At 56.2% G+C, this 12,460-nt stretch carries 7 protein-coding genes; all 7 read left to right on the top strand.

What is annotated here, in order from left to right:
* Nucleotides 1-28 precede the first annotated feature (28 nt).
* The 7 genes from B5F54_RS12480 to B5F54_RS12450 all read left to right on the top strand — a co-directional run bounded on the left by B5F54_RS12480 (nucleotide 29) and on the right by B5F54_RS12450 (nucleotide 12,433).
* The gene (locus tag B5F54_RS12480) at nucleotides 29-1,552 is read left to right on the top strand and encodes a sugar ABC transporter ATP-binding protein (protein ID WP_087234588.1); all 1,524 of its coding nucleotides are present in this window, start codon (nucleotides 29-31) and stop codon (nucleotides 1,550-1,552) included.
* A complete protein-coding gene (locus B5F54_RS12475; RefSeq protein WP_087234587.1) occupies nucleotides 1,539-2,552 on the top strand; it encodes an ABC transporter permease in 1,014 nt (337 codons plus the stop codon). Before B5F54_RS12480 ends, B5F54_RS12475 begins: the two co-directional genes overlap by 14 nt.
* Complete coding sequence (gene yjfF / locus B5F54_RS12470) at nucleotides 2,549-3,541, top strand: galactofuranose ABC transporter, permease protein YjfF (RefSeq protein WP_087234586.1); 993 nt, start codon at nucleotides 2,549-2,551, stop codon at nucleotides 3,539-3,541. The genes B5F54_RS12475 and yjfF overlap by 4 nt, the downstream gene beginning before the upstream one ends.
* 194 nt (nucleotides 3,542-3,735) lie before the next feature.
* Nucleotides 3,736-5,319 (top strand): cytochrome c biogenesis CcdA family protein, encoded by a 1,584-nt coding sequence (locus tag B5F54_RS12465; protein ID WP_140400381.1) that lies wholly within the window; start codon nucleotides 3,736-3,738, stop codon nucleotides 5,317-5,319.
* A gap of 286 nt (nucleotides 5,320-5,605) precedes the next feature.
* Nucleotides 5,606-9,139 (top strand): NPCBM/NEW2 domain-containing protein, encoded by a 3,534-nt coding sequence (locus tag B5F54_RS12460; RefSeq protein WP_172749731.1) that lies wholly within the window; start codon nucleotides 5,606-5,608, stop codon nucleotides 9,137-9,139.
* Nucleotides 9,140-9,443: 304 nt separating this feature from the next.
* On the top strand, nucleotides 9,444-11,210 hold the full coding sequence (locus B5F54_RS12455) for a sensor histidine kinase (RefSeq protein WP_242969697.1): 1,767 nt from the start codon (nucleotides 9,444-9,446) through the stop codon (nucleotides 11,208-11,210).
* Between the two features lie 5 nt (nucleotides 11,211-11,215).
* The gene (locus B5F54_RS12450) at nucleotides 11,216-12,433 is read left to right on the top strand and encodes a response regulator transcription factor (protein WP_172749730.1); all 1,218 of its coding nucleotides are present in this window, start codon (nucleotides 11,216-11,218) and stop codon (nucleotides 12,431-12,433) included.
* Nucleotides 12,434-12,460: the final 27 nt, after the last annotated feature.

Below are 12,460 nucleotides of genomic sequence, written 5' to 3'. Positions count from 1 at the left end.
ATTTTGCATATCAAAAGGAGGGGCTGCTATGAGCGGCGAAACGGCATTGATCCAAATGTCGCACATATCCAAGACATTCCCCGGCGTCGTCGCGCTCGACGACGTGCAGTTTACATTGCAAAAAGGGGAGATCCATGCGCTGCTGGGCGAAAACGGCGCAGGGAAATCCACGCTCATCAAGGTTCTCACGGGCGTCGAAGAGCGCGACGGAGGGACAGTGCTGCTGGAGGGAAAGGAAATTTTCCCCAAGACCCCGCAGGAGGCCCAGGACGCCGGCATCAGCACGGTGTACCAAGAGGTCAACCTGTGTCCCAACCTCTCGGTGGCGGAAAATGTCTATATTGGACGCGAACCCAAAAAGGGCGGGCGGATCGATTGGAAAACCATCAACACGCGCTCCAAGGAGCTTTTGGAGCGGTTTGACCTACAGATCGACGTGACCAAAACACTCGATTCCTATTCTGTGGCAGTGCAGCAGATGGTGGCCATCGCGCGCGCGGTGGATATCTCTGCAAAAGTGCTGATCTTGGACGAACCGACGTCCAGCTTGTCCACGCTGGAGGTGCAGAAGCTGTTTGAGATCATGCGGATGCTGAAAAAGCAGGGGATGGGGATCGTTTTTGTCACCCACTTCCTCGACCAGGTGTATGAGGTATCGGACACCATCACCGTGCTGCGCAACGGCGGCTATGTCGGTACATACGCCACGGCGGACCTCCCGCGCGTGCAGCTGGTCGCCAAGATGATCGGCAAGGAATACGCCGACCTCAACCAGCGCTTTGTCAACGAAGAGGCCGCAAAGACGGAAAAAGAAACCCTGCTGTCCCTCAAGGATGCCAGCGGCGCGGGCACGATCGATTCCATCTCGCTCGACGTCCACAGCGGGGAGGTGCTGGGGCTGTCCGGCCTGCTCGGGTCGGGCCGCTCGGAAATTGTGCGCCTGATCTTCAGCGTGGACCGTCTCAGCGGCGGTGAGATGGTGCTCAAGGGCGAACCCATCCACAACCGCAGCCCGTTGGGCGCGATCCGCAAGGGTTTCTCCTTCTGCCCGGAAAACCGGAAGACGGAGGGCATCATCGGGGATCTGAGCATCCGGGACAACATCATCCTGGCGCTCCAGGCAAAGCGCGGCATGTTCAAGGCCATCTCTAAGGCGGAAGCGCAGAAGCTCGCCGACGAATACATCGAAAAACTGGAAATCAAGACGCCGTCCGCGGACCAGCTCATCAAGAATCTCTCGGGCGGCAACCAGCAGAAAGTCATTTTGGCGCGCTGGCTGGCTACCAACCCAGACCTGCTGATGCTGGACGAACCCACCCGCGGCATCGACATCGGCACAAAGGCGGAGATCCAGAAGCTGGTGGTCCAGCTTGCGGAGCAGGGCATGGCGGTTATCTTTATTTCCTCGGAAATCGATGAGATGCTGCGCTGCTGCGACCGCATGGTCGTTTTGCGGGACAAAAAGAAGGTCGCGGAGCTGAACGGGCAGGAGATCTCGGAAGCGGCGATCATGCATTATATTGCGGGAGGTGCGGAGAATGAACCTGCTTAAAAAATGGAGCAAGGCGCAGGTGTTCTGGCCCATTGTGATCTTCCTGTTGATCCTGCTGGTCAATGGGATCGTCTCGGGCGGCGCGTTCTTCGAGATGAAGATCGTGGAAGGGCATCTGTATGGCAGAATTATTGACATTTTGCGGAATGGTAGTAAACTTATGTTGTTAGCCACCGGCATGACGTTCGTTTTGGCCACCGGGGGGACCGATATTTCCGTCGGCTCTGTGATGGCCATCAGCGGCGCGATCGCGTGCAGTATTGTTGCAAATGGCGGTAACGTGGCCGTCGCAGTGTTGGTGGCGATTTTGGCAGGAGTTGTAGCAGGGGCATGGAATGGGATGCTGGTCGCGAAGGTCAAAATTCAGCCCATCGTCGCAACCATGATCCTGATGGTGGCGGGCCGCGGCATTGCGCAGCTCATCACCAACGGTAAAATCATTACCATCAATTCGGATTCTTATTATTTTATCAACGGCGGCTATATTTTGGGCCTCCCGTTCCCGATTTTCATCGTGGCGTTTGTCGTGCTTATCGCCATGCTGTTCACCAAAAAGACCGCCTTCGGCCTGTTTTTGGAGTCCACGGGCATCAACCCGGTGTCCAGCCGCTTTGCCGGCATCAACGTGGACCGCATCAAATGGCTGGTCTATACCTTCTGCGGCGTGATGGCGGCGGTTGCCGGCCTGATCGAGAGCGCGGGCATCAAGGGCGCGGACTGCAACAATGCGGGCCTTTTGATCGAGATGGACGCGATCCTGGCGGTCGCAATCGGCGGCACATCCCTGAACGGCGGGCGGTTCTCCATCCCGGCGAGCCTGGTTGGCGCGCTGATTATCCAGAGCATCACCACGTCTATCTATGCGATGGGTGTTGCCCCGGAGGTCACGCTCGTGGTCAAATCGCTGATCGTTGTCTTTATCTGCCTGTTCCAATCCAAGGCGTTTAAGGATATGCTCAAGAGGCGGTTCCTGTCCCGGAAGGCGGTGAGCCAGGCATGAGAGAGACGAGTGGAAAGAAGAGAACGTTCCGGATCAAGAACATTTCCCTGGCAATCACCACCGTGCTGTTCCTGGTGCTGTTCGGCGCTGGGTCGGTTGCATACGACAACTTTTTCTCGTTCTCAACGTTCTTCAATCTGTTTAACGACAACGCGTATCTGATGATCGCTTCCATCGGGGTAACGTTTGTGTTGCTGACGGGCGGCATCGACATTTCCATTGCATCGACCATTGCGTTTACGTGCGTGTTTTCCGCGTTTTTGCTGCGGCTTGGCTGGACCCCGCTGATCGTGATCCCGCTGGTCCTGTTGATCGGCCTGGCGTTTGGCGCGCTGATGGGGTACATGATCCACTATTTCAAGCTTCAGCCGTTCATTGTCACGCTGGCGGGCCAGTTCTTCATGCGCGGCATGTGCGCGGTCATCAGCACGGAGTCCATCCCGATTTCGGATGAATTCTACAAGACCATGGCCCTGACGAAGGTCACTTTGTTGGGCGGTAGGATCTATTTCTATGTGTTTATCGCCATCCTGGTGCTGGTGGTTTCGCTGTTCGTGTTGAAGTTCACGCGGTTTGGCCGCACGGTCTACGCGGTGGGCGGCAACGAGCAGTCCGCCATCCTGATGGGCCTGCCCGTGGCGCGCACCAAGGTCGCTGTGTATGCGATCAGCAGTTTTTGCGCAGCGCTGGCCGGCGTGGTGTTCAGCTTCTATACGCTGGCGGGCTATTCCCTGCAGAACATGGGCCTGGAGCTCGATGCGATTTCCTCCTCCGTCATCGGCGGCACGCTGCTGACCGGCGGCGTGGGCAACGTGATCGGCACGACGGTCGGCGTCCTGATCCAGGGCGTGATCCAGACCATCGTCACCTATCAGAATTTGAACACCTGGTGGACCAAGGTGACCATCGCGGCGCTGCTGTGCATCTTCATCGTGATCCAGAGGGTGATCGCCATCCGCGCGGAAAAGGCGAAAGGGACTGCAAACTAAAGCCGTTGCTTTCTCGTTTACAGGAATCCATATCCGATACGGGATGGGGGCCGAGGGGGCCCATCGTATTGCCATCCCTGGCGGGAGGCCCTGCGCCGCCCGCCAGGGGTATTGTGCTTTCTGCCATGTGCTGTAAAACCGCCATCTGAACCATGGATGATCCAAATGTAAGAGGAATGTTGAGGTGCATGCAGATGCAAAGACAAACAAGGAAAACAAAGGCCCCGTGGGCGGTGCTGCTCGCCCTGTTCCTGCTGGCAACAGCTGTGTTCCCCACAGCGGCGTGGGCGAGCGCGCAGCAGGACCCCTCCGCTTCGGAAGAGGTCACCTATCTGGACACCGTGTCCGTCAGCCCGGATGCGGACCTGGAGGAAGGCAATGTGGAGATCCTATACTATTTCTACAACCGGTGCCTTTCCTGCGACGAGGAAGCAACCATTGAGGAAAATATCCTTGGGATGCTCAAGAAGGATTTCCCAAACGTCACAGCGGACCTCACGATCAAAAATGTGGCGGAAGAGGAAAACCTGGAGGCCCTGCGCCAGGCCCTGATCGACAGTGGGGTTGGGGAAGAAAAACTGATGCAGCATCCGATCGTGTTCATCGGCGACCAGGTGCTGATCGGCTCGCAGGAGCTGGGGGAAAAGTTCCAACCGGCGGTGGCGGCGTATCTGGAGGAACAGCGCGCTGCTGAGGACGAATCGGTCACGATCCAATACCTGTATGCGGAGGGCTGCTCCGAGTGCGAACAGGTGACGGAATTCCTGGATGGGATCACGGCCGTCGAAGTGCAGAACGAGGACGGTTCGGTTGAAGAAAAGCCCCTGCGTGTGGAGCGCATCGACGCGGGCAATATTGCGGACATCGAAGAGATCAATGCGCTTTACAGCGAGCACCAGGTCAAGCCGGAGGAGCGGCGTGTGCCAATTGTGTTATATGATGGAGGTTATTTCGTCGGCTATGAAAATATCCAAAAGAACTTGATAAATGCGCTAAAAAATGGTAATCTTAGTTATAATGACCAAGCCTTTGCAGAAGGGGCGGAGGAATCCCTCTCGGGGGCCAATTTGTTTTGGGTAGCCCTGTCAGGGTTGATCGGGGGGCTGTCCCCCTGCTCCATGTCGCTGGTCCTTCTGCTGTTTTCGCTGCTGATTGCCGATAAGCAAAAGGTACTGAAGGCCGGGTTCGGGTTCATCCTGGGCAGGATCATCCTGTATTTCCTGCTGGGGACCGTGTTCTTCGGCCTATTGCAGGCAATCGACCGGTCGCTCTTTTCGGGGATCAATACCGTGGTAGCCGTGTTGGTGGTTGTCATCGGGTGTTTGTTTGCCGTCCTGAGCTTTATCGACTTCCTGCGCACCAAGAACGGGCGCGCGGGGAAGGCCATTTTGCAGTTCACCCCGCGCATGAAGGATTTTTACCGCAGGACCGTTGAGAAACTTTCCACAGGGAAAGCTGTGTTTATTGCCGCTATGTTGGCGGGCGCGGTCATCGCGGTTGGGGAATTCCTGTGCACGGGCCAGCTGTTTGCAGCGACGGTCCTCTATTATTTTGATGCCAGTGCAGGAAATATGATGGTGGGAGCCCTTATATTCCTGCTTTATACCGTGATGCTTTCCCTGCCCGCCGTTGTGGTAACGCTTTTGATCTACCGGGGGAAGCAATATTTGGATATTGCGGCGAAATTTGCCGGAAAAGAGCACCTCATCAAGCTTGTGATGGCGGTCCTTTTCCTGGGCTTTGCCGCGTTGAGCGCCTACCATCTGTGGGGCGCCTGATGTCCCGCCGCATCGCTTCCAAAGGGCGGCGTAGCGGAAGCATAGAGCAGCCCCTGTGAAGATCCTCCGGTTTGGGACGGGGGTTTACTGGGGGCGGGCGCATGGCTGCACGCAGAGGCGGGGCGTCTTTTCAGGACATTGCTGTATGCGCCGGCAAGGGCAAGTTAGCCCGATACCGGAGGTCTACAGAAACCAATTGTGTCAGGTCCTTTTGGGGCTGGAGAAATGGGGTGGGAGACAAACTAGAGGGAGCAAAGGTTATTCAAGAAAAAGAAGGAGGATTCAAGTGAAAAGGTTTACAAAATTTGCCACAGCCCTATCGACTGCCTTTTTGATGGCAGCGGTTTTGGCAACGGGCGCCAGCGCGCACGACAACGGGGCTGCCCAGACGCCGCCCATGGGGTGGTCGAGCTGGAACCTCTTCGCGGCCAACATCGATGAGGATCTGATCGTCGATATCGCGGACGCGATGGTGGAGTACAATCTGGATGACGCCGGGTATGAGTATGTCAACCTCGACGACAACTGGCAGTCGTCCGAACGCGACGTCAACGGGAGATTGCAGTTTGACCCGATCCGCTTCCCGCACGACGGCAACTGGCTGTCGGGGCAGATCCACGACAGAGGGCTGAAGATGGGCCTGTATACGTCCAACGGCCTGTACACCTGCCAGGACCTGCCGGCCTCCGAGTTCCGGGAGCTGAGCGACGCGACGAGCTTTGCAAATTGGGAGATCGACTTCTTCAAGTACGATTATTGCCACAATGTGCAGCTCTCCCCCACGGCATATGGCATTTACGGCCTGGATGTCGCAAAGCCGTATGAGCCGGGCACGGAAGTTTATGAGTATTCCTATAGAGACGCGGAGCTGGAAGGCACCGCCTACATCTCTGGCGACCACATCGACGGCCTGGGTGAAAACGCGGGCGCCGCAACTTTCACCGTAACGGTGCCGGAAGATGGTACATATGCCATTAACCTGGACTTCTACAAGAAGCCGTCCAGCGAGGATGTGCCGATGTTCGTCGACATCAACGGCGACAGCGCCCATCCGTACCGCATGATGCTGCCGGCCTCCAACTACACCGGCGGCGCACCGGGCAGCCGTGCATCCGCTCTGTTTGAGCTGAAAGCCGGCGAAAACACCCTGCGGTTCTACAACCCGATCCGCAGCTCCAACCGCGACTACGACACCGCCCGCTACAACTACAAGTTCATGAGCACGAACTTGATGCAGGCGACGGAGAAGTATGCAGAGGAGAACGGCAAAGAAAACCGCCCGATCACGCTGGAAATCTGCGAATGGGGCGGCCGCCAGCCTTGGGTCTGGGGCGGCGAAACCGGCAACATGTGGAGAACTACCGGCGATATCGCGGCCAACTGGAACTCCATCTCCAGCATCTACGATACCAACGTAGAACTGTATAAGTATGCTGGCAAGTACGGCAAAGAAGAGGGCGACAACAACTACGGCTGGAACCATCCGGATATGTTGGAAGTCGGCGTCGGTTCTTCCTTGACGTATGACGAGTATGTCTCGCACTTCAGCCTGTGGTGCCAGATGGCATCCCCGCTGATCCTCGGCAACGACCTGCGGACGCTCGACGAGCATCCGGAGATCCTCGACATCATCACGAACGAGGACGCCATTGCGGTCGACCAGGACCCGACGGCCATCCAGGGCATCCGCTACCGCGATGAAGGCGATTTCGAGTACCTTGTAAAGCCTCTGACCGACGGACGCATTTCCCTGCTTATGTTCAACCGCTCCAATTCTGCGGCGACCATGACCCAGGAAATTTCCCAGATCGGCGAACTGCTGAAAGAAAAAGACGAGTACTACTATGACAACTACTACAAGCTCGACAACACCTATGTGTATCATCTGAAGGACGTCTGGGAGAAGGACGAAGACGGCAACAACATCGAGTTTGACTCCCCGGTTGCCACCGCATCCGTCCCGGCGCACGGCGTCAAGATGTACATCATCGAACCCAATGAGAACGTCCAGGAAGGCGCTTACATTGTTGGCGAACTCGACGACAGCAACCTGAGAAGCGGCGAGAGTGCAATCCTGACAGCGCGCTTTGTCAACGGCGGCGCAACGAAGGTTGACACCGTCGGCATCAGCCTCGACCTGCCGGAAGGCTTCACCTCCAAGGCGCTCTCCTCCACCGTGAGCAGCGACCTCACCACGGGAGAAAGCTTTACTGTCCAGTTCCGCGTCACCGCGGGCGATGTGCCCATGACCAATGAACCGATCACGGTCAAGGCACTTTTGACGTATGAAGGCTCCAACCAGCCGGTCACCGTGACGTTCGATACGATGATCACTGTGCAAGCGGCAGCAACGGGCGACCCGCTGCCGGACGGCCCGTTGACCACCGAAAACTGGGTATCCGGAACTGCCGGCTGGGGCAACATCCAGCAGGACCGCTCCATCAACGGCAACCCGCTGACCATCAACGGCACCACCTATGAGACCGGTATCGGCACGCATGCGCCTTCCGAGCTGGTATACTACATCGGCGGACGCAACGTAGAGTTCACCGCGCTTGTCGGCTCCGACGCGGATTCCGGCAACAGCGGCGACATTACCTTCCAGGTCTATGGCGACGACGACCTGCTGTATGACAGCGGTGAGATGGATTGGCATGACGATGCGAAGTCCGTCGCTGTGAAGCTGATGGGTTACGATTACCTGCGCCTGGTCGTCGACTCGGGCGGCAATATGGACTTTGACCACGCGGACTGGATCAATCCGCGAATCGATTCCTATGATCCGGAAGTGCTGGCAGACGATGTATTGACCATTGCGAACGCTTGGTCTGCGAACAGCTACTGGAGAGACCCGGCGGACGGCAAGAACATGGACGGCGGCTCCATGATCCTGGACGGCGTGAACTATGACCGCCCGGACGGCGGCTTCCAGGTGAACCCGCCCAGCGAGGTTGTGTATTACCTGAACGGCGCGTCCGGCGTCTTTACCACGAAGATCGGCATCGGCGATGAGGTGGAGGACGACGCCAACGGCGCTACCGTAAATTATAAGATTTACGGAGACGATGAACTCCTCTTTGAACAGTATATGGATGCCACTTCGGAATCCGTTGACGTTGAACTGCCGATGGCAGGCTATGATTTCCTGAAACTGGTTGTGGAAGAAGTAGACAGCACCGAATATGACCACGCTTGCTGGGTAGAGCCGCGCTTCACCACCTCTACCGAGCCGCTGGCGGCTTTGATCGCAGAGGCGGAAGAGCTGTTCAACACAACGGACAACGTCACGGACGAAGCAATCGAATTGCTCCAGAACGCGATTGACGAAGCACAGGCGCTCGTCGACCTGGGCAGCGAAGCCAATAAGGACGACATGGCGCTTGCCGCGAAGCAGCTGCGCGTTGCGATGCAGGAATTCACCGATTCCAAGTGGGTTGTCGATAAGGCGGGCCTCTATGGCGCGATTATCATGGCGAAATCCCTGAACGAAGAAGACTATGATGCGGATAAGTGGGCGGCCTTTGAGGAAGTCTATGACGCAGCATATGAAGTGTACTTGGATGAAGAGGCAACGCAGGAAGACGTCAATGCAGCGGAGCAGGCACTGCGCGATGCATTGAAGTCCCTGGACGTGGTCGCCGGCGACCTCGACGGCGATGGCGAACTGACGGATGCGGATATCGAGATGCTCCAGCAGTACATCTTGGGCGACCTGGAACTGACGGAAGACCAGATGGCTCTGATGGACTATGACGGCAACGGTACGGTTGATATCCGTGATATGATCCAGTGGAAGAAAGTCCTGTTGACACAGGCATAAACAGCAAACCATTATGACCCAGGCGGGTAGGCCGCCCGGCATAGTGGATTCGGAAAAGGCATTGACAGGCGTTTGGACCCTTTTGCCTGTCAATGCCTGTTTTCTTCCTTTCGAAAAACAAACTGCATAATTTACGTTTGAATTTTATAGAATTTTATGGATATTACATACAGAAAACTGCTTATCAAACCATTCATTGGACAATTCGGCAGAAAGATTTCTCTGCCTCCAAATATATGGCCCTGCAAGACGGCAGGACGGGAAAGAGGGGATGTAGGCTTTGCGGAAAATGAAGGATCTACTGTTGAATGTAAGCTTGCGGACCAGGATGCTCCTGTCCAATATCGTTGTGGCGCTTATCCCCTTCCTGATTTTTTCCATTGTGAGTGGGTTCGTCTTTCTGGATCATGCCCAGAAGACCGCGGAAGAGCACTCCGTGCAGTTGATCCACCAGGTGAGCAACTCTATGGACGTCTATGTGGAGACCATTGAAAAGATGGTCAATTATATCCAGTTGGAATTGCAGGATACGCCTTTTTTCACCATGGAATCCGAAGGCGCCTCTGGCTGGGACAGCGAGACGGCCTATATCCGTTCCGTTTTGGAAAACGTCGCGAATTCCCACCGGGAGGTGGCCGGGATCTTTATCGCGACAAAAGAGGACCTCTATGTCAGCACGGGGATGTCGCGCATTTCGCGCGACCCCTTTCAAAACGAACGGTGGTACCGGGAAGCTTCGGAAAACCCCGAGGAAATCCAGCTCATCAGCGTAGTGACGGGCCGGAATATTGTGACCAACCGCAGCTATAGCATCGACGATGTGTTCTCGCTGGCAAAAGCTGTGCAAGACCCGGAAACCGGGGAAGTGCTGGGGGTGATCCTGCTGGATATCCGCCACGACATTATCCAGAGTTCCATCAACGGCGTCACCATCGGGGAAAAAGGGTTTGTCTTTGTGATGGACCAGGAGGACAATATTGTTTATACGCCCGTCAACGGCATTGTATACCGCGTCAACCCCAAGTGGGTCAAGGCGATGGAGCCCATGTCGGTGCAGATCCAGGGCGGAAGCTACCAGATCCGCAGCGAGCTGTCCCCCTATACCGGCTGGCGGACCGTGGGCGTATTTTCCATGGACGAAGTGATGTCCAGCGTCAATACCATTGTGTACATCCTGTTTACCTGCGTCATCATCTCCCTGGTATTGGTGGTCATCGTTTCCTTTAAATTCAGCCGGACGCTCACAAACCCGATCTTTAAGCTCAAACGCCTGATGAAACAGGCGGAATCCGGCGACCTTACGGTCCGTTTCAATTTCCAACACAACGATGAAATCGGGGAGCTTGGGCAGAGCTTTAACCACATGATTGCGCGCATCGACCAGCTGATCCAAATGGTCTATGTGGAGCAGGAGAACAAGCGGACCGCAGAGATGAAGTCCCTCCAGGAGCAGATCAAGCCGCATTTCCTCTACAATACGCTGGATACCATCAGCTGGATGGCCCGCGACTACGATGCGGAGGATATCGTGCGTCTGGTGGACGCCTTGACAAATATGTTCCGCATTGGCCTGAGCCACGGGAAGGACATCATCACGGTAAAAGAAGAGATCACACACGTTTCCAACTACCTCTATATCCAAAAGATCCGCTATAAGGATAAGCTCAACTATGTGATCCATGTGGACGAATCACTCTATGCCGTCGAGGTGCCCAAGTTGATTTTACAGCCCCTGGTGGAAAACGCCATTTACCACGGCGTAAAGGCAAAGCGCGGCGGCGGCACCATTACCATCACCGGTGTGCCCGAGGGGGAAAACCTGGTGTTCACGGTCCAGGACGACGGGGCGGGAATGCTCCAGGAGAAAGTGGAGGAACTCAACCGGCGGATGAGCGAGCGCAGTGTGCTGGACGAAAAAAAGAGCTTCGGCCTGTTCTATATCCGGGAACGGATCCAGCTTTGCTACGGAAAGGGGTATGGCGTACATGTGGAAAGCACGCTGGGGGAGGGTACCCGCGTGACCATTACGCTGCCCCTGTATCAAAAGCCGAAAAAATTTGATGAGGAGTGATGGGAATGTACAAGGTGCTGATTGCGGATGACGAGGAGATTATCCGCAGGGGGATTGCCCATTTCCTGAAAAAGGACCCCGATATACAGGTGGTCGCCCAAGCGGAAGACGGGGAAATGGCCTTGGAACAGGCGATGGAATATCACCCGGATCTGCTCTTTGTAGACATCAACATGCCGTTTTTAAACGGCCTGGATTTTATTGAGAAGCTGAAAACCGTCCAGCCGGACGCCTTGATCCTTGTGATTACCGGCTACGACGATTTTAAATATGCCCAGAAGGCCCTGCGCCTAGGGGTCTTTGACTATCTGCTCAAGCCCATTATGGAGGATACCTTTTATGAGGCGTTGGGCAAGGCAAAAGACCAGCTTGGGCACCGGCAAAAACAGGCCCAGTATCTGGAATGGGCCCGGGCGCTGGTGGAGAAAAACCGGCCGGCGTTGATCGCCGAATTCCTGGAGGGCTGGCTGGACGGCCGCTTTACGGAAGCGGAGATCCAGGAGCGCATTTCTGCCCTTGGGCTGGAACTCCCGGAGCCAGTCGGCGTGACGCTGGTGCATCTTGAGAACAAGGACAATGCGGAAATCGGCGGCGAGTGGGACGAGGACTTGCTGTTCTATGCGGCGGAAAATATGGCGAATGAGGTCTTCCAGACGCTGCGCCCTGTATCCACCTGCCGGAATTCCGCCGGCGAATTGGTGCTGCTCACCGCGGGGGAACCGCGCGCTGTGTGGGAGGCCGCGGGGGAACAGCTCAAACACTTGCTGCAAACCCACCTGCCGGTGGATGTCTTCCTCACCCGGCGCCTGGGGGATACGCTGCAAGGCCTGCCTGCCGCATACGAAGGGGCGTCCGAGGACCTGCGTACCCTGTTGGAGACGCCGCAGCTTGTCCGGGATGCAAAAAAATACATCGAAGAAAACTTTGCCCGGGAGGAATTCTCCCTCACAGAGGCGGCGGACTATACGCATGTCTCCCCGCAGCACCTGAGCCGGGTGTTCCGCCAGAGCACGGGCATCACTTTTATGGACTATATCACGCGGGTACGCATCCGCCGGGCGATTGAGCTTTTGCGCGATGACGACCACAAGATGTATGAGATTGCGGAGGCGGTCGGGTACTCCAGCCAGCATTATTTCAGCAGCGCGTTTAAAAAGGTGCTGGGGGTTTCGCCTATGGAGTACAAGAAGAGCTTGCAGAAAAGGGGCGAACCCAATCCATGACCGGCCCAACGGCAGGAATGTAGAAAG

This window comes from Anaeromassilibacillus sp. An250 (genome assembly GCF_002159845.1).
GTDB lineage: Bacteria > Bacillota > Clostridia > Oscillospirales > Acutalibacteraceae > Anaeromassilibacillus > Anaeromassilibacillus stercoravium.
This window is presented reverse-complemented; position numbering and strand designations above follow the sequence as displayed.